Source organism: Agarivorans sp. OAG1, from assembly GCF_037076485.1.
In the GTDB taxonomy this organism is placed as follows: Bacteria; Pseudomonadota; Gammaproteobacteria; order Enterobacterales; family Celerinatantimonadaceae; genus Agarivorans; species Agarivorans albus.
Map to the genome: position 1 here is coordinate 4,467,343 of NZ_AP028990.1, position 23,072 is coordinate 4,490,414.

Here is a 23,072-nt window from a genome sequence, read left to right on the forward strand (position 1 = left end):
GAATGAATGTTAAAGGTGTATCAAACCCTCCATCACTACCACGGCCCAGTGCATCACCAAGTGGTGTTGAGTTACGAGTTACGTAAAAAAGCGCGCATTAAAGCGCAAACCGAAACCAAGCAAGATATCGGTTTTTTCTTAGAGCGTGGACAAGTGCTACAAAATGGCCAAATGCTCGAAGCCGATAATGGCGAAGTGGTTGAGATTAAAAGTGCCGACGAGTTGGTAACCACCGCCTATAGCGATGATCCACTAATGTTCGCCAAGGTCTGCTACCACTTAGGTAACCGCCATACACCACTGCAAATTGGTGAAGGTTGGGTGCGCTTTCAGCCAGACCATGTATTGCAAGACTTAGTAGAACTTTATGGGCTACGAGTAGAACAGCACCAGGGGCCATTTGACCCAGAAACCGGTGCTTATCACAGCCACTTGCCAGGACATAGCCACTAATGACTAGCATGGCGCAACTTCAGCTAATGCGTTTGGTTAGCCCCAGCTTACCGGTAGGTGGTTTTGCCTATTCGCAAGGCTTGGAATACGCCATAGAAAACGGCTGGGTGAATAACCCTCAGCAGCTAAAAAGCTGGATCAGCGGTTGCTTAGAGGCAGGGCTAGCCTGCCTCGACATTCCGATGCTGGCAGCACTTTATCAAGCCTGCAAAGCGCAAGACTTTGCTAAGTTTGAGAGCCTAAATTTAGAACTTATTGCCAGCCGAGAAACCCTTGAGTTAGAGCTAGAAGATGTGCAAATGGGTAACGCCTTACGCACCTTGCTTAGCCAACTCGATGAGTCAATTACCGCCCCGCTCAGCCAAGAATCGATGAGCTGGACTAGCATGTTTGCTTTGGCTGGTGTGCATTGGCAAGTAGCGCTTGATGAATTAGCCGACGGCTACCTATGGACTTGGCTAGAAAACCAATTGGCGGTAGCCGGTAAAACCCTGCCGCTTGGGCAAACGGCCTGCCAAAAACTACTTAGCGAGTTACTGCCGCTGCTGCCACCAGCACGCGAGTCGGGCTTAACTTTACCTTTTGATCAAATTAGCGGGTCGTTACCAGCATTAAGCTTGGCTAGCGCCCTTCACGAAACCCAATATTGTCGGCTGTTTCGCTCTTAGCGTAGCCACAAAAAAGAGGAACCATAATGAGCATAAAACAAACCTTACGTGTAGGTGTCGGCGGCCCGGTAGGCTCAGGCAAAACAGCCTTACTTACAGCGCTATGTCGCGAGCTAAAAGACCGTTTCAACCTAGCGGTTGTAACCAACGACATTTATACCAAAGAAGATGCCCAATTTTTGCTGCGCAATGATGCCCTCGCTGAAGACCGCATTTTGGGTGTAGAAACCGGCGGCTGCCCGCACACCGCCATTCGCGAAGATGCTTCGATGAATTTAGCGGCGATTGCCGAGCTTAATCGCCGCCATCAAGGCTTAGATTTAGTGCTAGTAGAAAGTGGCGGCGATAATCTAAGTGCTACTTTTAGTCCCGAGTTAAGTGATTTAACCCTTTACGTGATCGACGTAAGTGCTGGTGACAAAATTCCCCGTAAAGGTGGCCCAGGCATTACTAAATCTGACTTATTGATCATCAATAAAACCGATTTAGCCCCGCATGTTGGCGCCTCGCTAGAAGTCATGGATCGCGACGCGAAAAAAATGCGCGGCGAACGCCCATTTGTATTTAGTAACCTTAAAACCAGCGAAGGCTTACAAACCATTATCAACTTTATTATTGAGCAAGGCATGCTAGAAGAATCTAGCCCTGCTACTGCCAACTAGTTTTAAATTACAAGGAACCTACCATGAAAAAACTACTTACTTTGGCTGCAGGCCTACTCATTAGTTTGCCCAGCTTTGCCCACGAAGGACATCACCATGGCTTAAGTGAAGGCCTTTTACATCCACTTACTGGTTTAGACCACCTAATTGCCTTAAGCCTAATTGGTTTATTAGCTAGCCAAACTGGCAAACTTAAGTTGAGCTTGGCGCAAAGTGTATTTGCGTTGATTGTGGCAGCGGTTGTTGCCAGCATGGGTTTTGTACCACCAATGTTAGAGACAGGCTTGGCTATTTCTTTACTGGTTATGGCGGTATTAGTGGCTAAGGTATTGCCAAAAGCAGCTAGCCTAGCTGGTTTAGCAGTATGTTTAGTGGCAGCCTTACACGGCGCAGCCCATGGTAACGAAGTGCCTGCAGGCGCAGACATGAAGCTATTCTTTGCAGGCTTTATTGCTAGCTCAATTGCCCTTATTAGTGGCGGTTACTTGCTAGGTAAAGCTGTGCAAAAGTCGACTTACGGCCAAAAAATCACTCGCACTATTGCCGGTTTCGCTGGTGCCTTTGGTGTAACTGCACTGCTTGCATAAGCCTTCAAAAAACTGCGTCGCTGGCGATGTTTGCCAGCGGCGACAAGCTTCACAATTTGCGGCATAATGCTGCTATGAGCGCCCATTCTTTGTCTACCCACGCACTGCAACTGCAAAGCCAACTTCGCCCAGAACATATTGCCCTGAGCATTGGCCAACAGCAGCTTAGCTATCAACAGCTTTATGTCATGGTAAAAGCCACGGCTGAACAGTTGCGTCTGCAAGGCGTGACACAAGGCTCTAGAGTGTGCTGCTTTGGCGAAGATCCACTGCGTATGCTGCTGTTGCAGCTAGCTAGTTTGGAACTAGCCTATATCTTTTGTCCGCTTAATCATCATCACCCGCTCTCGCAATTACAGGCTTTAAGTGAAACAGTAGACTGTCAGTTTTATTGGAGTGATTTAGATTACAGCTTACAGCAAGCTAAGCGAGTAGAGTTTAACCCGCACCAAGAGCTTAGCTGCTCTGCCAGTATTGAACTCAACAGCGAAGCCCCAATGAGTATGGTGTTTACCTCTGGCAGCAGTGGCCCGCCTAAAGCCGTGGTGCACTGCTGGCGAAATCACTACTACAGTGCTCAGGGCTCGCAAGCGATGATTCCTCTCAAGCACCAAGACCAATGGTTATTGTCTTTACCGCTTTACCATATTGGCGGCCAGGCCATTGTATGGCGCTGCCTACTAGCTGGCGCGCGCATAGTTGTGGCACAAAACAAAGGGCGAGTATTTCCTGATTTACTGGGCAGCGACACCACCCATGTATCGTTGGTGCCAACTCAACTTTATAGGCTACTCACCCAAGCAAAATTTTGGGCGCATAGCCTTAAGCTCAAACACATCTTAATTGGTGGCGCAGCGTGTAACGACAGTTTATTGGAAGAAGCCATAAGCCGTGGCTTTCAAGTATATAGCTCTTATGGCAGTAGTGAAATGAGCTCGCAAATCGCTACCCGCCATCACCGCTTAGGCCAAAGTGCTTATCAGATTTTGCCGCATCGCCGCGCCAAGATACACCAAGGCGAGATTTACCTACGCGGTAAAACCTTGTTCTTGGGTTACTGGAAAAATGGCGAAATTTTAAAAGCCTGTGAGCCAGATGGCTGGTTTAACAGCGGTGATAGGGGGCTAATCGAAGGCGCACACTTACACACTCTGGGGCGTAGCAATAATATGTTTATTTGTGCCGGTGAAAACATTCAACCGGAAGAAATAGAGCTAGCACTATTGCAACACCCGATGATCAATCAGGCGGTAGTGGTGGCACAACAAAACAGTGAGTACGGCCAATGTCCGGTGGCGTTTATTAACGCAGAACAAAAGCTTAGTAAGCAGCAGCTGAATCTGTTTTTACGTCAGCAGCTTGCGGCGATCAAACTACCGATCGCCTATTTTGAATTACCGGCTCACAACTCGCTGAAACCTTCGCGCAACGAGTTGAGCACATTGGCTAATCACAAGTCTAGTTGTTGTGACCAGTGTTGAAGTTCAGAAATGCTAATCCAAGATTGTTGATAGGCGTGTTGTAAGGCACTGTGTTGCTGCTCTTTAAGGCTTAAGTGGGAATCAGGAACAAAGCAGCATGCTCCTTTAAAAAATTGTTCTCTTTCTGCTAAGTAACGGCTTAGCAACCCGGTATTTGCGAACGCTTGTTCTGTTCTCATAAGCACTCCTTACGACTAAAAATAGCTAGCGCTTAGAAGCTGAAGAGCCAAAAAAAATCACTCTCAACAACCTCATAAAGTAGCCGACCAACAATTGGAAACAACCACTTACCTTACATTTAGCACGCATTTACCCCCTCAACAAGCACTATTTCGCAGCATTTAGCTAAATTAGCTTAGCCTGTCACGATATCTGGGCAGGGCTGTCGATAAAAGCAACAGCCTAGTGGTTTACCTTGTGATGAGCTATCTCTAGAATGCTCGACAAACAATAAATGAGGTAACTATGAAAATTGCAGTATTTGGTGCTGGGGCACTTTGTTTAGTGGCATTTTCGAGCAATGCTAATCCCGAGCTTGGGGTAATGGTAGGCAGCGACAATGGTATTAGCGCTCAGTTTAACGATATTCGAGTGAACCTAGGACTTAACGACTTCTCTTTAAGTGGCGATAAAATCATTGGTTTTCCTGAGCAACAATACTTTTATTACGGCTTTGGCGGTAAATGGAGCGATCACCACCATCATAAGCTAGGTGCTCGTGCAGTGTTTGGAGCACATACTGTAGTTGATAAATTTCGATTCTTTGCCGAGCTTCAACCGATTGTGTATGTGATTGACGACCTTGAAGTGAAGCTCGAAGCCAGTGCAGGTGTTCGCTACATGTTCTAACAGCTCAGCCATTCTCTGCTAGCCTTAAAAGACACTAAGATCATGGCCTATGAGAATGCAGCACACGGATATTGGCTTGCTCAGCCGGTTTGTTAAAGCCTATGAGCAACGCCACCATTACCCAGAGATGACCAGCTCTAGTAGTAGAAGAAAGATTTTCTCCGACTTAGAGCAATCATTAAACTGCACGCTATTCGACCCCGACTACAGCCGCTTAAACGAACAAGGCCAGCAGCTTTACCAGCGCGCTAAGCAACTACAACTGCAACTAGATAACTTTCTGCAAAGCCCGGTAGATAAACCACAACCTCAACAAATCGTGATTGGTTTAGACGAATTTGTACCTAGCCAAAGCTTATTACAATGTTACCCGCGCTTTATTAGCGAGCTCTCACTGCAACAACTAAAACTGGTGCAATTAAGTAGCCGCCAACTCCAGCAGCAATTGGTTAATGGCAATATCGACATAGCACTGCGGGTGGCGCAGCAAAACAAGCCGCCTAAAACGCATTCGCGTCGCTACTGTAATTTAAGTTTGGCTCTGGCCTGCGCTGCTCGCCATAGTTTGAGCAAACATCAGCAGCTCAGCGCTGAGCAGCTACAGCGCCATCGTCAACTGTGTTTAAGCCATTTACCCTTAGAGTTACAACTTAATCGAGTAAGCTGCTGGCAGCTCAGTCACCGAGAAATGCTGCACGATTTGCTAGTACTTGGAATGGGCTGGGCCATCGCTCCACGTCATTGGTTGGAGTCCAGTTTTCGTAATGGCAGCTTAATAGAATTACACCTAAGTAATTACTTCTCACCAACCAAGTTAGAAATAGAAATCCTTTGGCTAAATAGCCAGCACGACAGCCAAGTAGCGCAGTGCTTAAACCTGTTAAGTTTGAGTGCCTATGATGGATGAACAAGCCAAACAAGCAGCCTTAGAAGCCTTTGTTTGCCTCGCCAAGCATGGCAATTTAATAAAGTGTGCTGAGCAGCTTAAGTGCACCGAAATACAGGTAATACAGCGGATTGACCAACTAGAAAAGCAACTCGCCTGCTGCTTGTTCAACCAACACGCGGCACCTTTTCCACTTAGCTCTGCTGGGCTTGCTTTAATAGAGCAGGCTGAGTTAATAGTAAGCCGCTATCACGAACTGCAGCGCCACTGCCGCCATTTACAACTAGGCAAGAGCCTCAAGTTAAGTATTAGCTATCAAGCCTGGTTTCCTAGTCCGTGGCTTACCTTGTTAGCCAACCAATTACAGCGTTTTGATCCCTTACTGGATTTGCATTTCAGCGGTAATAGTCAGCAACATGTTCACTTTAGCTTTTCGGCGCAAAGCCCACAGAACAATACTCAAGTGCTTAGTTGGCGCCCTGCCAAGTTGATAAAAGTAGCTCACCCCAAGTTGGTTAATCATCAGCAACGCTTTGATGGCCACTTAAAGCTGTTTGATATTCGCGAGCCGCAGCAAAGTAATTTGTTTATTGGAGAGACCTTGTTGCTGGATGCGTTAGAAGCCGCTTTAGGCTGGGCAATTTTGCCACAAATAAGTGTCGAATCTCGGCTCGCCGAAGGACAATTTAAAGCTTGGCCTGATTTAATCGCAGAGTTACCGACCTACTTACATTTATCTCATCACTGCCCAGAAGACATTAAGAGCTGGCTACTACAGCAACAGGCAGAGTATTGTGAATTACCCTAAACAATAGCTTATAATTGGCCCGCCTTTATTAAACTAAGAGATCAATGAGTCGAGTTCGTTGCCAGCGCTGCTTGCGCCCTCAAAGCCACTGTTTATGCGCAAACATCCCCAGTTGTTCACATCGTCACCCGGTGATTATTTTGCAGCACCCCAGCGAACAACAACACGCTAAAAGCACCGCTCACCTAGCTTGTTTAGCTCTGGATAATGCAACGATAATAGTGGGTGAAAATGCCGACGATTTTGCCGATTTAAAACAGCAAGTGGAACAAGCTCCACATCAATTTTTGCTGATTTACCCTAGCCAAAGCAGCCAAGCTTTAGAGCAGCTAAGCAATACTCAAAAAGCAGCTTACACCGCAGACTGCTCCCCCGCCACAATATTGCTACTTGACGGTACCTGGCGAAAAGCCAAAAAATTATGGCACCTCAATCCCTGGCTACAAAGTTTAGAACAATTTCATTTCGAGCACGCCCCGCAAGGGCAATATAAAATACGAAAAACCTCGATAGATAAAGGCTTATCCACCATAGAGGCTGTTGGATACACTCTAAATCAGTTAGAAATGTTTGACCCTACTCCTTTAGTGGGTATACTACGCGCCCTTGCAAACCAACAACTTTCAGCAATGCCAGCGGCGGTAAAAAAACGCTACTAAATTGCTGCTGCTCAGTGACACAGATAAGCACAAAAAACAGCCGTGAAACTGGTCAAACTTACATATCAAGACTAAGTTAAATTTATATACATAACATTAATGTAGGAGCTCTTTTGCATGTCTAAGAATAATGTGGTGGAAGACAGCCCCAGCAAAATGGATGAGTGGAAGGTATTTCTATTTATCGCCGTTGTGCTTTTTCCTATTTTGGCAGTGGTCACCGTAGGCGGTTATGGCTTTATCGTTTGGATGCTCCAGATAATGATGGGTCCGCCGGGACACGGTTAATAACTCTGCTCTTTCTTTTTTAATAATTAAATAATTCGCAGCAATGTGAGACACCACCATGAAAAATATGCTGAAGAAATTTTGGTCAATAGTGAGCAAACCAAGCGTACATTTAAGCTTTGGTTTTTTGACTATTGGCGGATTTGTTGCTGGTATCATTTTCTGGGGCGGCTTTAATACCGCACTAGAAGCCACCAATACCGAAGAGTTCTGTATTGGCTGCCACGAAATGGCCGACAACGTTTATGTAGAACTGCAAGACACGGTGCACTGGAAAAATAACTCAGGTGTACGTGCCACTTGTCCAGATTGTCACGTACCCCATAATTGGACCGACAAAATCGCTCGCAAAATGCAAGCGTCTAAAGAAGTATACGGCGCAATATTTGGCACCATTAATACCCGTGAGAAGTTCTTAGAAAAACGCGGTGAACTAGCCCAACACGAATGGGACCGTTTCACTGCCAATAATTCCTTAGAATGTAAAAACTGTCACAACTACAACAGCATGGACTTTGACTCCATGTCTGAGCGCGCCCAAGTGCAAATGAAAATGGCCGCCGAGCGCGACCAAAGCTGTATTGACTGCCACAAAGGTATTGCCCACGAACTCCCAGAAAACATGAATTCGGGCGAAGGCACCTTAGCCAAACTCGAGGAGATGGCAACATCGGGCTACAAAAAAGGCGAAACATACTACAGCGTGCGTCAACTGCCAATGTTCACCAACGCCGAACTTAGCGAAGAAGCAGGCCAACTTAATGCGGCTACTGCAGTTAAGGTTCTCGACATTAAAGGCGATGCCATTCAAGTAGAAATAGACGGCTGGCGTAAAACCAAAGGTTTTGGTCGAGTACTGTTTGAAGACTTTGCCATGAACATTAACGATGGCTTCTTAACCAAAGAAGTGGCTCAAAACGACAGCATTATGCAAAAAGGCGAAACCAAAGAAGATGACTTAACTGGTTTGCCGTGGCAGAAGGTATCAATCACGCTATGGATGCGTAACGGTTCACTGACCGACTCACGCGATACCCTCTGGCAGTTTGCCAAAACCACTTATGATACGGCATGTAGTGTATGTCATACCCAGCCTGCTGAAAATCACTTCGACACCAACACCTGGCCAGGTATGTTTAACGGTATGTTGTCGTTTGTGAATTTAGACGGTGATACTCAAGCGCTGGTATTGAAATACCTTCAAAAACATTCATCAGATTTTTCTGACGCTGGCCACTAACAAGGAGATTAACATGGCAATTACTCGTCGCGGTTTTCTCAAAGGCATTTTAGCCACCAGCGCTAGTACTTTGATCGGCCCAAGTTTATTGGCAGTGTCTAACGATGCAGCCGCTGCTGAAACAGCCGGAAGCTGGAAGGTTTCAGGCTCGCACTGGGGCGCGTTTCGTGCCCGCGTGTATGCAGGCAAAGTGCAAGAAATAAAACCCTTTGAAGCAGATAAATACCCCACCGAAATGCTCAAAGGCATTAAAGGTATTTTGTATAGTCCTTCTCGTATTCGCTACCCAATGGTGCGCTACGATTGGTACCTAAAACGCAACAAAAGTGATACCTCACAACGCGGTGATAATCGCTTTATTCGGGTCACTTGGGACGAAGCTTTAGACCTGTTCTACCAAGAGCTAGAACGCGTACAAAAAGATTATGGCCCTTGGGCCTTGCATGCCGGCCAAACCGGTTGGCGTCAAACCGGCCAAGTTCACTCCTGCGGTAACCACATGCAACGCGCAGTAGCCATGCATGGTTTCTCGGTGAATAAAGTAGGCGACTACTCTACCGGTGCAGGGCAAACCATTATGCCTTATGTACTTGGTACTACCGAGGTATACGCGCAAGGTACTTCTTGGCCCTTAATTTTAGATAACAGTAAAACAGTTGTCTTATGGGCCACCGATTTGATGAAAAACCTACAAGTAGGTTGGGCCTGCGAGACTCACGAATCCTTTGAATATTTGGAGCAACTTAAAGACAAAGTTGCTAACAAACAAATTCGGGTAATTAGTGTTGACCCAGTCCGCACTAAAACTCAAAAGTACCTCGATTGTGAGCAGCGTTACGTTAATCCACAAGCCGATGTCCCGTTTATGCTGGCCATCGCCCACACGCTTTATACCGAAGAGCTGTACGACAAGGAATTCCTCAATACCTATGCCTTAGGTTTTGAAGACTTTATTCCGTATGTAACTGGCGAATCTAAAGACAAAGTAGAAAAAACACCAGAATGGGCAGAAGCTATTTGTGGTGTACCAGCCGATGAAATTCGAGAATTTGCCCGCTTATTAGCTAGCGACCGTACCCAGCTTATTTTTGGCTGGTGTATTCAACGTCAGCAACATGGCGAGCAGCCTTATTGGATGGGCGCGGTTATCGCGGCCATGTTGGGGCAAATTGGCTTGCCAGGTGGTGGGGTTTCTTATGCTCACCACTACAGCTCTATTGGCGTACCGTCTACCGGTGCGGCAGCGCCTGGCGCGTTCCCACGTAATCCAGACAAACCTAATGAGCGGGTTCATATGAACCAAGACTTTAAAGGCTATAGCAGCACCATTCCGGTAGCGCGCTGGATTGATGCCATTATGGAACCCGGCAAAGTGATAAATGCTAATGGCGCCAAAATCACCTTACCCGACATCAAGATGATGGTGTTCTCTGGCTGTAACCCTTGGCATCATCACCAAGATCGCAACCGCATGAAGAAGGCCTTCCAAAAGCTGGAAACCGTGGTCTCGATAGATTTTACTTGGACCGCCAGTTGCCGCTTCTCAGATATTGTATTGCCAGCGTGTACCCAATGGGAGCGTAACGATTTAGATCTGTACGGTTCTTACAGCAACCGCGGCATTATTGCCATGCACAAGTTGGTTGACCCACTGTATCAATCTAAAACCGATTTTGAGATTTTCACCTTACTTACCCAACGCTTTGGTAAGAGTAAAGAATACACCCAAGGTAAATCCGAAATGGAATGGGTGAAGCAACTTTATGATGAGTGCGCCGCGGCCAACAAAGCTAAGTTTGATATGCCAGACTTCATGACCTTTTGGAAAGAAGGCTGGGTAGACTTTGGCAAAGGCAAAAACTGGACCCGCCAAGCAGACTTCAGAGAAGATCCTGAAATTAACGCTTTAGGCACGCCATCCGGCTTCATTGAGATATTTAGCCGCAAAATCGATCGCTACGGCTACGATGATTGCCAAGGCCACCCAATGTGGTTCGAAAAAGCCGAACGCTCGCACGGCGGCCCAGGCTCTGAAGAATTCCCCATTTGGCTGCAGTCTTGTCACCCCGACAAACGCCTGCACTCACAAATGTGTGACTCAGAAGAGTTTCGCGCGACCTATGCGGTGCAAGGCCGCGAGCCACTGTATATCAACCCAGAAGATGCCAAGAAGCGTGGCATTAAAGATGGCGATTTAGTTCGAGTGTTTAACAAACGTGGGCAATTGCTGGCTGGCGCGGTAGTGTCCGAAGACTATGCCAAAGGTGTTGCTCGCCTGCAAGAGGGTGCTTGGTATGGCCCTGTGGATGAAACCATTGGCGCACTAGATACCTATGGCGATCCTAATACCCTAACCATGGATATTGGCAGCTCGCAATTAGCTCAAGCCACCAGCGCTAATACCTGTTTGGTTGAATACGAGAAATTCACCGGTAAAGCACCTGCGGTAAGCTCCTTTGGCGGCCCTAAGGAGATGTCGTAGATGACAATCGCCGCTAGTGTTAGCCAAGAGAACGAAGTTCGTGCCAGCATCTATTGGTGGTTTGCAACGGTTTTTACCAAAGAGCTTGATAAGCAACAGCTTGCTTCTTATACCTCTGGTGAAGGAGCACAGCTGCTTAAGCAATTAGCAGACACAGCCGAGCTAATCTCGGCTGTTACCATGATTAAAAATCATTTGGCAAAGTTGAGCGCCTTTAAACACCCAGAGCTAGAACTAGCAGCAGATTTTTGCCAGCAGTTCTTAAGTGACAGCAAAGTAGGTGCACCACCTTATGCCTCGGTTTACCTGTCAGCCAACAAGCTGATGTTTCAAGAGCCACATGAAAAAATGCGTGCCTTGCTAGTAAGCCAAGGCCTGCAAGTTGACCCTAATTTTAATGAGCCAGCGGATCATCTTGCGATTCAGCTCGATTACCTTGGCAATTTAATTTTGCGCGATGCTCCAGCGCAGCAACAAGCTGATTTTATTAATCAGCACCTGCTGTGTTGGTTGCCACTATGGCTTGATACCTTACGCAAGGTTAGCAAAGGCGGCTTTTACCAAGGCTTTGCCGAATTACTCGTAGGCTACTTAAAATTAGAGCTAAGCGAGTTATAAGTTAAACGTGACTAGGGCCTGTTGATCTTTGGTGTTGAAATTTTATTCAAGATAAGCGGGCTTTAATCGCGGCGAGCACTTTGAAACCTAGTGGGCTAAGTGAAAAGTGTTCAACGAAGAGTATAGTTCGCTTATCTGAACCCTTCGGGCAGCATTTCTTAGCAATTTATTCAGCGTTAGCGAGTGATTATTAAGCCCACTTAACTTCACACTCACTGCCTTGCCTAAATGGCTAATAAATTGCTGTAAAAACCATCAGCAAAGATCAACAGGCCCTAGTGTCTAGCTAGTCGCTCACTTAAACCATTACTCATTATATGGCTATAGTAAGTCCTGTCGCCCGCTGTCGATATTTCATACACTTAGCCGAGCAAATGACACCAAGTTAACATTTTCACAACATTTATCTCGCATTAAAGGCAAACTATTTTATAGTTAAATTAAGTCGGTTGTCGCTTCTAGATGCCCGGGCGGTAATACCTCAACTGTTAGGCGTTACGCCCCTCCTATCTTTTAGCGGTGCCGGCTGGTCTATTTCTAACGCCCCAAAATGCAACAATCTATCTACATTCCTTTGGTTTAATACCAATCACACTAAGTAAGTGATCAGAAATATCGTAGGAAAAACACTCGAGAATAAGGCAGGTTTTTCGATAAGCAGTTATTCTACAATCAAAAATTCTAACGCAGTTATCGAGTATTTTAACCAGATAGAATGAACAGTTACTTAGTACGATTGGTATAGTTCATGACCTAAACACAAATCTGTGAAAAAATACCGCTTCTTAGCCGCAGCAGATGAGCTTTACCATGGATGATAAAAAACGCCCGCTCTATATTCCTTACGCAGGTCCAGCATTACTTGAGACCCCCTTATTAAACAAAGGCAGTGCCTTTAACCAAGAAGAGCGTATTTTCTTCAATTTAGAAGGGCTGTTGCCAGAGACCATCGAAAGCATCGATGAACAAACTGAGCGTGCTTATCTGCAATATCAAAGCTTTACTAATGACTTAGACCGCCATATTTACCTGCGCAACATTCAAGATACTAACGAAACTTTGTTTTACCGTTTAGTAGAAGATCACATCAGCGAAATGATGCCGATTATCTACACGCCTACCGTGGGTGCGGCCTGTGAGCAGTTCTCTAATATTTACCGCCGCTCACGTGGCTTATTTATTTCTTACCCTAACCGCCACCGTATCGACGAGCTGCTAAACAATGCCACTCGCCACAATGTGAAAATCATTGTAGTGACCGACGGCGAGCGGATCCTCGGCTTAGGCGACCAAGGCATCGGCGGCATGGGCATTCCTATTGGTAAACTATCACTGTACACGGCTTGTGGCGGTATCAGCCCCGCTTACACCCTGCCAATTGTGTTAGATGTAGGCACCGACAACCAGCAACTACTCAATGACCCGATGTATATGGGCTGGCGCCATCAACGAATTAGCGGCGATGAATATAGCGAATTTGTAGAATTATTCATGCAGGCGGTAAAAGTCCGCTGGCCAGATGCGCTGATTCAATTTGAAGATTTCGCCCAAAAAAATGCCATGCCTTTATTGCAGCGTTACAAAGATCAATTCTGCTGTTTTAATGATGATATTCAAGGCACCGCCGCAGTAACTGTGGGTTCTTTATTGGCAGCCTGTAAGGCAGCTGGCTCTAACTTAGCAGAGCAACGAGTTACCTTTGTTGGCTCCGGCTCAGCAGGGTGCGGTATTGCCGAGGCGATAGTGCGGGCGATGGTGGAAGAAGGCATTAGCGAAGCGCAAGCCCGCAGCCAAATCTTCATGGTTGACCGTTGGGGCTTATTGCAAGACAACATGCCTAATCTACTCGACTTCCAACAAGCTTTGGCGCAATCAGCCAATATTCAGCAAAAATGGGGACTTAATAGCGATGCTTTGTCGCTGTTAGATGTTGTGGAGCATGGCAAGCCTACGGTACTTATTGGTGTATCTGGTGCACCAGGCGTGTTTACTCAGCAAGTGATTGAAGGCATGCATCAGCACTGCAAGAAACCTATCGTATTGCCGCTATCCAATCCCACCAGCCGAGTTGAAGCCTTGCCTGAAGACATACTTCGTTGGACCAATGGCGAAGCCTTGGTCGCAACTGGTAGTCCATTCTCGCCGGTGAAGCTAGGCGAAGAGACCTTTCCTATCGCCCAGTGTAACAACAGCTATATTTTCCCAGGTATTGGCTTAGGCGTATTAGCCTGTCAGGCCACCAGAGTGAGTGACGAAATGCTCATCGCCAGCAGCCGCGCCTTAGCCGAATGCTCGCCATTAGCTAACGATGGTGAGGGAGCCTTACTGCCACCGCTTGAAGAAATTCAGCTAGTTAGCAAGCACATCGCTTACGCGGTAGCCAAAACTGCCATGCAACAAGGCTTAGCGGTAAACACCACCGACGAAGTGCTAATGCAAACTATTGAAGCCAGCTTTTGGAAACCTGAGTATCGCCACTACAAACGAACTTCTTTTTAACTACACTTAACTTCATAGTTTTCACAAAGCTACAGATTTTAAACGTATGCGCTGGCAGCAACTTAGCCAGCGTAATCATTTTAAGTTTCCATCCTATATTACTAGCGATTGCCCGTTGGCAAGCAAGGAGAGGTAATGTTCTTCAACCAACTCACTATTCGTAAAAAGCTGACGATCACCATCGTGTTAGCAGTACTAGCTTCCACCAGCATTATCGGAGTGTTCAGCCAGAATCAGGCGCAAAACATCATCGAACGCCGAATGGTTGATAAAGAACTACCCGCTCTGCTCAAGCAAATTCGCAATAGAATTGATAAAGAAGTAACAGTGTTATTGCAAGCAGCAGAGCAGCTAGCTAACAATACTTTTGTTGAAGAGCGAGTGCTGAAATCCAGTAAACCCGACTCAGAAACACAATTAATAGAATTACTTACACGCCTAAAACAACAATATGACTTAGCTGATGCGTCTGTATCTAACCGCAAAAATGCCAATTACTGGAATCAAAATGGCTTTTTAAGACAACTCTACCCCGAGCGTGATGGCTGGTTTTTTAAGTTTAGAGAATCTGGACAAGAAACCATGGTAAGTGTTTACACCTCTTCAACCGAAGAAACCAAGCTGTTTTTAAACTACCAACAGTTAAATGGCCATGTTATGTCAGGGGTGTCAAAAACCATGGAAGAGATGATCGTTTTTCTCGACAGTTTTAAAATTGAGAAGAGCGGCTTTGTATTCCTTAGTGACGGTGAGGGTGTGATTCGCCTGCATCGTAACAACGAGCTTGTTGGCAAGCTCAAACTCACAGATGAATTTGGTCAAGCCACCTCCTCGTTACTTAATAAACAAGGCTTTAACTTGGTAGAAGTAAACTACCAAGGCCAGCAATTGTTACTAAGTTCTAGCTACATCGAGTCTATGGACTGGTACTTAATTGCCCAAGTGCCAAAAGCTGAAGTATTTGAAGAACTCAATCGTTCACGCTACTACATGATTGTCACCACCTTACTGGTGATTGGCGTCTTTTTGTTAGTCGCTGTTTGGTTAGCGGGTACTATTACACGACCAATTGCTAAACTTGCCGACGTATTCCAAAACTTAGGTGAAGGAGAAGGTGATTTACGCCAACGCTTAGATACCGAAAGTAACGATGAAATGGCTAAACTCGCCAAAGGGTTTAATAGTTTTATCGAAAAAATCCATCGCTCGGTGAGTTCAGTAGCGCAAACTGGCGAAAACCTAGGAGATGCCTCACGCTCGGTCGCCAATCAATCTCAACGCACCCTAGAAAATACCCAACATCAACAAGATAGGGTAACTCAAGTAGCCACTGCAATTAACCAAATGGGCTCCACAGTTAACGAAATTGCCAGTAACGCGTCTCAAGCGGCAGATGCAGCACAAGATGCCGAACAAGAGTCTAATAAAGGCCAACAAGTGGTGCTGCGAGCGCGCGACAACATCATGCGCTTAGCCGAAGAAATGCAACAAGTAGCTACTGTGGTCTCTTCATTAGCCGAAAGTAGTCAATCAATTGGTGGCATTCTAGACGTTATTAGAGGCATCTCAGAGCAAACCAACTTGCTTGCACTTAACGCAGCCATTGAAGCAGCACGAGCCGGTGAGCAAGGCCGCGGCTTTGCGGTGGTAGCAGACGAAGTGCGTAACTTAGCGGGTAGAACTGCCGAGTCCACCGATGAAATTCAGCAGATGATTAACAACTTGCAGGAACAAGCCAGCCAAGCAGTTAGTGCCATTGAACAAAGCAGTGGCATGAGCAGCCAAGGCGCCGAAGAAGCTGGGCATGCTTATTCAGCCCTACAAGAGATCTCTAAACGAGTAACCTTGATTTCTGACATGAACATTCAAGTGGCAACGGCTACCGAAGAGCAGTCTTCAGTCGTGAGTGAGCTAAATGGCAACGTTGAAGAGATTAACTTGAGTACGCAGCAGGCTACCGATACAGCATCAGAGCTTTCTCAAGCTAGCGAGTCCTTAAAACAGCTCGCCGACAAGCTGGCAGATTTGGTGGGAACGTTTAAGCTTTAAACTAAACTCTACGCAAATAAAAAGAGGCCCTTGGGCCTCTTTGTTGTTAACTCACTATGCACTACATGCCAAAGCCGTAGAAGTCTGGGAATACCAATATCGAGGCTAATACCAATATCTGCAAAATAATAAATGGCATCACGCCTTTGTAGATATCGGTAGTTTGCACCTCGGGCGGGGCAACACCTTTGAGATAGAACAGACTAAAGCCAAAGGGCGGTGTGAGGAACGAAGTCTGCAAGTTCATAGCAATTAGAATCGCAAACCAGGTTAAATCAATGCCCAAAATCTCGGCCACTGGGTACAACATAGGCACCACAATAAATGAGATTTCAACAAAGTCGATAAAGAAGCCCAAAATCAAAATCACAATCATGGTTAAGATTAAGAAGCCCCATTTCTCACCCGGTAAGCTAGTCATCACTTCTTCAATAACTTCTTCACCACCAGTGTACGAGAAAACCATAGAGAAGGCCGTTGCACCAATGAAGATAGCAAATACCATCGAGGTAACTTTTACCGTTTCGATAGCAGCTTCGTAGATAATCTTCCAAGAAAACTGGCGATAAATAATCGATAAAAGAATTGCACCTATGCCGCCAATAGCAGAAGACTCTGTTGGCGTAGCAATACCGTAAAAAATCGAGCCAAGTACTGCAATCATTAGGGCTAAGGGTGGAGCAATGGCTTTAAAGGCATTCCAACAAGGTTGCACGCCATGGCCTGCAGCTTCATCTTTAGGTAAAGCTGGAGCGGCTTCTGGGCGAATAAACGATACGCCTAGAACATAAATGATGAAGGCACCTACCAACACTGCTCCAGGCAGTAGTGCAGCTTTAAACAAATCACCTACCGGCACGCCCATTACATCACCAAGAATGATCAAGATGATAGAGGGAGGAATAATTTGTCCAAGTGTCCCAGAGGCACAAATAACCCCGGTGGCTAAGCGCTTATCGTATTTATATTTAAGCATTACTGGCAAGGAGATAACCCCCATTGCCACTACGGAGGCACCAACCACACCGGTAGACGCAGCAAGTAGCGCGCCCACCAAAATAGTGGATACAGCCAAACCACCTCGCACCCGGCCAAACAATTGGCCCATTGCTTCGAGCAGCTGTTCAGCAAGGCGGGTTTTCTGCAATACAATGCCCATGAAAATGAACAGTGGTACGGCCATTAGTACCGAGTTTTGCATGATGCTCATTATGCGATAAGGCATAAAAGCAAATAGATCGATACCTTCGGCAAAGATACCAAATACTAGTGCAACTCCACCAAATACAAAGGCGACTGGAAAACCAGTGAGCAGCATTAGCAAGGCCACGAAAAACATGACAATCCCAATCATGACAACTTCCTTTTCTTGTTATGAGCTAGGCGTTATTTCGCAGCTGAATGAGGTTTTTGAGTAACATTCCAAAGCCGCTTATGGCGAGACATATAGCCGAAATTGGAATCATTGATTTAATTATCCAGCGGTAGGGTAAGCCACCCGGATCGCCGCTAGTTTCTCCTAAGTTGTAAGCTTCTAATGCAAAGTCGTAACCGTACCAAGCAATCAAGCCACAAAAAGGGAACAAGAAAAATACGACGCCTAGGCTGTCAATCCAAGCACGTTTACGCGCCGCTAACTTGTCGTAGATAATATCTACCCGCACATGGCCTTCGGCCTGCAGCGTAGAGGCAATTCCTAATAAAAACATGGCAGCAAACAAGTGCCATTCTAACTCTTGCATACCAATAGAACTGGAGCGAAAAAAATAACGCATGACCACGTCATAAAAAATGTTTACTAACATTAGCAGCATTAACACCGCGGTGAGGCCTGCTATACCCTTGGAAAATCCATCTACCGCTCGTTGCAAACGCAACATCCCTAGCCTCCCAAGCAAAATAATTGCTTTTTTGGTTTAGCTGATGGGGCTACAGCCACGCTGCAGCTGCAGCCCCATTCTCTACTACAAACCTTCAGTACTGTTTAAGTAACCTTGTTCTGAAATTGCTGTGTAGGCACGAACTTGTTTCATGTATTGCTGTTGTGACTCAATAATCTTAGCGGCCATTGGGTCTGCAGCAGCTTTCTCTTTTAGCAAGTCATCGTTAGCGTTTTTAAGTGCTTTGATAACTTCTGCAGGGAAAGTTTTAACCTGAATATTCGGGTATTCTTGCAACATGGTTTGCCAGTTTTTGGCGCTTTCAGCATAGGAATGAATAAACATATCGTAAGCTGCTTTACGCATCGCAACCGCTAGAATTGCCTGTAAATCTTCTGGCATTTTTTCGAGTTTTTTCTTGTTAGCAATAAACATCAACTCGGTAGCTGGCTCGTGCCAACCCATGTAGTAGTAAGGGGCGATTTTGTGAAAGCCCATGCGTAGATCTAAAGAAGGACCTACCCACTCAAGTGCGTCGATAGTATTACGCTCAAGCGCGGTATATAACTCACCTGGCGGAATGTTTACTGGCGTTGCGCCAAGCTTAGCTAATACTTCGCCGGCAAAACCTGGAATACGCATTTTTAGGTTTTGCAGGTCTTCAACTGAGTTAATCTCTTTACGGAACCAACCGCCCATTTGCACCCCAGTGTTACCGCCAGGGAAAGGTACCAGGTTATGCTCAGCGTATACTTGATTCATCAAGTCTTGTCCGCCACCATACTGCAGCCACGCGTGTTGCTCTGGTGCATTCATACCAAATGGCATGGTAGTGAAGTAAAGAGTGTTTGGCACCTTACCTTTATAGTAGTAAGACGCGGTGTGGCCTAAGTCGTACTGACCACTTTTAACCAAATCAAATACCCCAAAAGGTGCTTTGTGTTTGTTTGAAGAGTCAACGCGGATCTTTAAGCGGCCGTTAGACATCTCATCGGCCATTTTCACCATGTTTTTTACTGCATCACCGAAAACTGGGAAGTTAGGGCCCCAGGTTTCAGCCAATTTTAGTTTGTATACTTTGTCGGCAGCTACGGCAGCCGAACTAAACGCAATAATCGCAGAAGCCAGCAGGGTTTTACTGCAGAGGGACTTAAGCATGTTGTTCTCCCTTTCGTTGTTTTTTCCATTGTTGGTTAGATGTTTTAAATGTAAACCAACTGCTTAATGGTCACCTTTAATGTTAGCGAGTTGTTACAATAAAACCTATCCGGCAATACACGGTTTTTTTCTACGTAAGATCACGTACAGGCTAGACTTTGGTAGAAGCGAGAGCTAGATCACTATTTTTGAAAAATCGCATAGATTAACATATAGTTAACATTCTCTTAGTTAGGCCGTCACGAGATGTGGTCCCTCAAATTTAAAATTATCCTGTTATCTATTGTTCCTTTGCTTTGTGTTACCGCACTAATTGCCACCTTGGTTTTTAAGCAATCTTCCATCCTAACTGAGCAACAATTAGCGCTAATTAAAGAAAACATCATGCGCAGCAAAACCCTAGAGCTGCAAAACCACATTGACCAAGCTTTTGCCAGCATTCGTGACATATACGAACCTGCAGCAGCCGATGATGAGAGAGCCAAACAACAGGTAAGAGAATTGCTCAACCGTTTACGCTTTGCCGAAGACGGTTACTTCTTTGCTTACACCCTTAAAGGCGTCAACTTGGTTCACCCAATTCAGCCGGAATTAGTGGGGCAAAATTTGTGGGACTTTAAGGATTCTGAGGGCACCTACCTCATTCAAGACTTAATTGCACAAGCCAAAGCAGGCGGCGGTTTTAGTAACTATTTGTGGGAAAAACCCAGCACCGGAAAGCGAACTAAGAAACTGGGTTACGTAGTGATGCTAGATAAATGGCAATGGATGTTTGGCACCGGCGTGTACTTAGACGATGTAGATGTAGAGCTGGCAAAACTTGAAGCACAAACCCAAAACAACATTAATCGCACTTTTATTTGGTTATTCATAATTACCACCATTTCGGGGATTTTAATCGCCTTTTTGGGGGCATCTTTGAACATTTCGGAGCACAAGCTGGCCGACAAAAAGCTCAAAGAACTCACCCAACGAATTATTGATTCTCAAGAACAAGAACGCCAACGGGTATCGCGCGAACTGCATGACGGTATTAACCAATTATTGGTTTCCATTAAGTATCGCTTAGAAAGCGCCACAGAATGTAACAGCACCCCTAGCTCGGTCAGTGATAGCCTCAATCAAGGATTAGATACCATTAACGAAGCGATTGGTGAGATACGTCGTATTTCAAAAGACCTCCGCCCCAGCGTACTGGATGACTTAGGTTTAGCCGCCGCATTGGGAGGTTTTTGCCAGGAATTTGAACACCGTACAGGAATAGATGTGTTTTTAGAGTGCGACATTGATAATCTAAACCTTCCATCTACCGTGGAAACAACCTTCTATCGGATTACCCAAGAAGCCTTACAAAATGTCGAAAAACATGCGCAAGCAGATACAGTAGACATAGTGCTAAGCCAGCAAGCCAAATTGTTGGTGATGAAAATTAGGGACAATGGCACTGGTTTTGTAATGGGTAAAAAGGTGCGACGCCATTCGATAAAAGAACTTACTCGACGCCCAGAGCTGGCCAGTAGCGGTTTGGGTTTACGCAATATTTTTGAGCGGATTGCCCACATCGATGGTCAAGTAGATGTAGATAGCAAATTAGGAGAAGGGACACTGATCACCATAAAAGTACCGCTATATGAAGTAGAGAAAACTATACCCGCCACAATTCAAGAGCAAACGGTATGACCTCAATTCTATTGGTGGACGATCACCCCTTAGTACAAGATGGCCTCAAAATGCGACTGGAGGCTAACCCTGGCTTTACCGTTGTAGGTACAGCTGCTGACGGCGAGCAAGCGCTTACCATGGCGCAACAACTGAACCCAGACATAGTATTAACCGACATTAATATGCCTAAGTTAAATGGCATTCAGCTGTTAGAGGCCCTTTCCGAGCAAAGCCCTAACAGCAAAGTGGTGATGTTAAGCATGCACGACAATAAAGAATACGTGCAAAACGCCATGCGTAATGGTGCTAAGGGTTACTTGCTCAAAGATATTGCATCTAGTGAACTGATTAGCGCATTGGAAGCGATTGCCAATGGTGGACGCTACATTAGCGCAGGTGTGTCGAAGCTGTTATTTGATAACGAACCTAGTGCTAGCAAAGCCAGTTTAACCAAGCGCGAGCAGCAGGTATTACGCTTACTGGCCACCGGTTGTGGCAATAAGAAAATCGCTGATAGCCTGTCGATAAGCATTCGAACCGTAGAAACCCATACTTTAAAAATTCGTAGAAAGCTGGAATTAGATAGCAGTGCAGCCATGATTAAATACGCCATAGAACACTATGGTAGCGATAGTTAATTAAGCACTTAAAGGGGCAAGCTTGAATCAATCCGTAAAAATTAGGCCACAGTTTGAAGAGCCACCAGTTACCCAGCAGCCAAAGCAGCAAGTTCACTTCGTGAGTGGGTCTTGTAAAGCAAGCGCCAGCAATACTCTCGCTTGTGACTTTAGCGCCACCCTAGAGCTGGCTTTACGCTGTTTAGAAAAACACAAAGAGCACAACTAGCGCAGCATTACATCCAATTGGTCTACAAGTTCTGCCCAGTCAGCATCTTGCTGCACTGCTTCTAATAAAAATGCAGCCTGAGTGGGTGTCCAAAAAGCCGCTTGATGCAATGGCACTTCACTCGGTATTGGAGCACGTTCTGCCACAAACTCAGCGATGGCATTAATTGAAGGATCTAAACCAAGCTGGGCAAACAAATCACTTAAAGTGTGAATAGCAGATTCCATCACTTACTCTCCTTTCTCTTATTAAATTTAGTTGGCATTAAGATAACAAGTCATCAGCATAAGCGAACAATGCGGGTGTTCCACCAGTGTGCCAAAACAATACGTTTTGATCAGATCTATAAGCCCCTTGGCGCACTCTAGCAATTAAACCCGCCATCGCTTTAGCGGTATAAACTGGGTCTAATAAAATGCCTTCGGTTTCAGCCAACAGCATAATCGCTTCGCGTTCTGCGTCGCCAATGATGCCGTATCCTTCACCGAGGTAGTTGTCATCTAAACAAACCTCATTAGTAGTAAAACTCTTATCCAGGGCAAATTGCTTGGCCGCACTATTGGCTAAATCAGCAATAGTTTGATTAAAGCTTTGCTGCCCATGGTTTAGCTTGTCGATATTAATACCACGCAAGTTTACATCTAAACCTAACTCAGCCTTAGCCAACATTAAACCTGCGTGAGTTGCACCAGAGCTAGAAGCAAACACTATTTCATCCAGCTCATCAATTTGCTGTTGCAGCTCATGCAATGCAGCTGTAAACCCTAAGCAGCCTATGGCATCAGAGCCACCGTAAGGAACAACATAGGGCTTCATACCTTTTTGCATAAGTTGCTGTGCTAGCTCTTCAATGCCCTCGCCTTTACGTTGCTGGCCAGCCCAAATAATGGTTGCTCCGAAAAGTTTGTCTAACAACACATTACCTTGAGCGAGGGTTGGTGCACTGCCACCTAGCAACAAATAACAGGGTAAATTAAGCTTAGCCGCAGCAGCGGCCGTTTGACGACAATGATTGGATTGAGCTGCGCCTGCAGTAATTATGCAATCGGCCTTCTGCTGCATGGCATCGCCTAACAAAAACTCCAGCTTACGCACTTTGTTTCCACCCAAGGCTAGGCCACTTAAGTCATCGCGTTTTATATAGATTTGCGGACCGGCAAGATGCGCGGAGAGGTTGCTTAATGGATGAACAGGCGTGGGAAAGAAGCCTAAAGATTGTCTGGGCTGATGTTGCCAATTCATGCTATTTCCCTTTTGTTAGATTAACCTTACTTAAGCCGTTAAAAGGGAAAAGAGC

At 45.7% G+C, this 23,072-nt stretch carries 24 protein-coding genes; 18 read left to right on the plus strand and 6 right to left on the minus strand.

What is annotated here, in order from left to right; translation table 11 throughout:
• Positions 1–6 precede the first annotated feature (6 nt).
• The 5 genes from ureE to menE all read left to right on the plus strand — a co-directional run bounded on the left by ureE (position 7) and on the right by menE (position 3,851).
• Positions 7–453: an urease accessory protein UreE gene (ureE, locus tag OAG1_RS20270; protein WP_016403118.1), complete on the plus strand. Its 447-nt coding sequence runs from the start codon at positions 7–9 to the stop codon at positions 451–453.
• A complete protein-coding gene (locus OAG1_RS20275) occupies positions 453–1,121 on the plus strand; it encodes an urease accessory UreF family protein (RefSeq protein ID WP_338622516.1) in 669 nt (222 codons plus the stop codon). The genes ureE and OAG1_RS20275 overlap by 1 nt, the downstream gene beginning before the upstream one ends.
• 26 nt (positions 1,122–1,147) lie before the next feature.
• Complete coding sequence (gene ureG, locus OAG1_RS20280) at positions 1,148–1,783, plus strand: urease accessory protein UreG (RefSeq protein WP_152782974.1); 636 nt, start codon at positions 1,148–1,150, stop codon at positions 1,781–1,783.
• Positions 1,784–1,806: 23 nt separating this feature from the next.
• Positions 1,807–2,370 (plus strand): HupE/UreJ family protein, encoded by a 564-nt coding sequence (locus OAG1_RS20285; protein ID WP_152782971.1) that lies wholly within the window; start codon positions 1,807–1,809, stop codon positions 2,368–2,370.
• 74 nt (positions 2,371–2,444) lie between these two features.
• Positions 2,445–3,851 (plus strand): o-succinylbenzoate--CoA ligase, encoded by a 1,407-nt coding sequence (menE, locus tag OAG1_RS20290; RefSeq protein ID WP_338622517.1) that lies wholly within the window; start codon positions 2,445–2,447, stop codon positions 3,849–3,851.
• On the opposite strand, the gene OAG1_RS20295 is transcribed toward menE, so the two are convergent.
• Entirely contained in the window at positions 3,821–4,030 is a 210-nt protein-coding gene (locus OAG1_RS20295; RefSeq protein ID WP_016403113.1) for a hypothetical protein, read from the minus strand. The two genes, menE and OAG1_RS20295, sit on opposite strands and share 31 nt — an antisense overlap.
• 286 nt (positions 4,031–4,316) lie before the next feature.
• On the opposite strand from OAG1_RS20295, the gene OAG1_RS20300 reads away from it, so the two are divergent.
• From OAG1_RS20300 to OAG1_RS20345, 10 genes are all read left to right on the plus strand, one after another.
• On the plus strand, positions 4,317–4,700 hold the full coding sequence (locus tag OAG1_RS20300) for a hypothetical protein (RefSeq protein WP_016403112.1): 384 nt from the start codon (positions 4,317–4,319) through the stop codon (positions 4,698–4,700).
• Positions 4,701–4,749: 49 nt separating this feature from the next.
• Positions 4,750–5,607, plus strand: a complete 858-nt coding sequence (locus OAG1_RS20305; RefSeq protein WP_084681958.1) for a LysR family transcriptional regulator — start codon at positions 4,750–4,752, stop codon at positions 5,605–5,607.
• Entirely contained in the window at positions 5,597–6,394 is a 798-nt protein-coding gene (locus OAG1_RS20310; protein WP_338622518.1) for a LysR family transcriptional regulator, read from the plus strand. The genes OAG1_RS20305 and OAG1_RS20310 overlap by 11 nt, the downstream gene beginning before the upstream one ends.
• Before the next feature lie 44 nt (positions 6,395–6,438).
• On the plus strand, positions 6,439–7,053 hold the full coding sequence (locus OAG1_RS20315; RefSeq protein WP_338622519.1) for a tRNA-uridine aminocarboxypropyltransferase: 615 nt from the start codon (positions 6,439–6,441) through the stop codon (positions 7,051–7,053).
• A gap of 117 nt (positions 7,054–7,170) precedes the next feature.
• Positions 7,171–7,341 carry a trimethylamine N-oxide reductase system protein TorE gene (gene torE / locus OAG1_RS20320; protein WP_016403108.1) on the plus strand — a complete coding sequence of 57 codons (171 nt, stop codon included), beginning with the start codon at positions 7,171–7,173 and terminating at the stop codon, positions 7,339–7,341.
• 58 nt (positions 7,342–7,399) lie between these two features.
• Complete coding sequence (gene torC / locus OAG1_RS20325; RefSeq protein WP_016403107.1) at positions 7,400–8,581, plus strand: pentaheme c-type cytochrome TorC; 1,182 nt, start codon at positions 7,400–7,402, stop codon at positions 8,579–8,581.
• A gap of 13 nt (positions 8,582–8,594) precedes the next feature.
• Positions 8,595–11,063, plus strand: a complete 2,469-nt coding sequence (torA, locus tag OAG1_RS20330; RefSeq protein ID WP_016403106.1) for a trimethylamine-N-oxide reductase TorA — start codon at positions 8,595–8,597, stop codon at positions 11,061–11,063.
• On the plus strand, positions 11,064–11,681 hold the full coding sequence (gene torD, locus OAG1_RS20335) for a molecular chaperone TorD (RefSeq protein ID WP_338622520.1): 618 nt from the start codon (positions 11,064–11,066) through the stop codon (positions 11,679–11,681).
• Positions 11,682–12,491: 810 nt separating this feature from the next.
• Positions 12,492–14,180 carry an NAD-dependent malic enzyme gene (locus OAG1_RS20340; RefSeq protein ID WP_338622521.1) on the plus strand — a complete coding sequence of 563 codons (1,689 nt, stop codon included), beginning with the start codon at positions 12,492–12,494 and terminating at the stop codon, positions 14,178–14,180.
• A 135-nt stretch (positions 14,181–14,315) separates the two neighbouring features.
• Positions 14,316–16,229 carry a methyl-accepting chemotaxis protein gene (locus OAG1_RS20345; protein WP_338622522.1) on the plus strand — a complete coding sequence of 638 codons (1,914 nt, stop codon included), beginning with the start codon at positions 14,316–14,318 and terminating at the stop codon, positions 16,227–16,229.
• A gap of 61 nt (positions 16,230–16,290) precedes the next feature.
• Here OAG1_RS20345 and OAG1_RS20350 read toward each other — a convergent pair whose 3' ends face one another.
• The 3 genes from OAG1_RS20350 to dctP form a co-directional block, all read right to left on the minus strand.
• On the minus strand, positions 16,291–17,583 hold the full coding sequence (locus OAG1_RS20350; RefSeq protein ID WP_152782935.1) for a TRAP transporter large permease subunit: 1,293 nt from the start codon (positions 17,581–17,583) through the stop codon (positions 16,291–16,293).
• 25 nt (positions 17,584–17,608) lie between these two features.
• On the minus strand, positions 17,609–18,109 hold the full coding sequence (locus tag OAG1_RS20355; RefSeq protein ID WP_016403101.1) for a TRAP transporter small permease subunit: 501 nt from the start codon (positions 18,107–18,109) through the stop codon (positions 17,609–17,611).
• A gap of 84 nt (positions 18,110–18,193) precedes the next feature.
• Positions 18,194–19,267, minus strand: coding sequence for a TRAP transporter substrate-binding protein DctP (gene dctP / locus OAG1_RS20360; RefSeq protein WP_016403100.1), 1,074 nt, complete (start codon positions 19,265–19,267; stop codon positions 18,194–18,196).
• 246 nt (positions 19,268–19,513) lie between these two features.
• Here dctP and OAG1_RS20365 point away from each other — a divergent pair, with 246 nt between their 5' ends.
• From OAG1_RS20365 to OAG1_RS20375, 3 genes are read left to right on the plus strand one after another with little or no spacing between them, the layout of a single operon-like run.
• Positions 19,514–20,947 (plus strand): cache domain-containing protein, encoded by a 1,434-nt coding sequence (locus OAG1_RS20365; protein WP_338622523.1) that lies wholly within the window; start codon positions 19,514–19,516, stop codon positions 20,945–20,947.
• A complete protein-coding gene (locus tag OAG1_RS20370) occupies positions 20,944–21,567 on the plus strand; it encodes a response regulator transcription factor (protein ID WP_338622524.1) in 624 nt (207 codons plus the stop codon). Before OAG1_RS20365 ends, OAG1_RS20370 begins: the two co-directional genes overlap by 4 nt.
• A gap of 22 nt (positions 21,568–21,589) precedes the next feature.
• Positions 21,590–21,775 carry a hypothetical protein gene (locus OAG1_RS20375; RefSeq protein ID WP_338622525.1) on the plus strand — a complete coding sequence of 62 codons (186 nt, stop codon included), beginning with the start codon at positions 21,590–21,592 and terminating at the stop codon, positions 21,773–21,775.
• Here OAG1_RS20375 and OAG1_RS20380 read toward each other — a convergent pair.
• Both OAG1_RS20380 and OAG1_RS20385 read right to left on the minus strand, forming a co-directional pair.
• Complete coding sequence (locus OAG1_RS20380; protein WP_338626450.1) at positions 21,772–22,002, minus strand: DUF2789 family protein; 231 nt, start codon at positions 22,000–22,002, stop codon at positions 21,772–21,774. The genes OAG1_RS20375 and OAG1_RS20380 overlap by 4 nt on opposite strands.
• A gap of 37 nt (positions 22,003–22,039) precedes the next feature.
• Positions 22,040–23,017: a D-cysteine desulfhydrase family protein gene (locus tag OAG1_RS20385; RefSeq protein WP_338622526.1), complete on the minus strand. Its 978-nt coding sequence runs from the start codon at positions 23,015–23,017 to the stop codon at positions 22,040–22,042.
• Positions 23,018–23,072 lie beyond the last annotated feature (55 nt).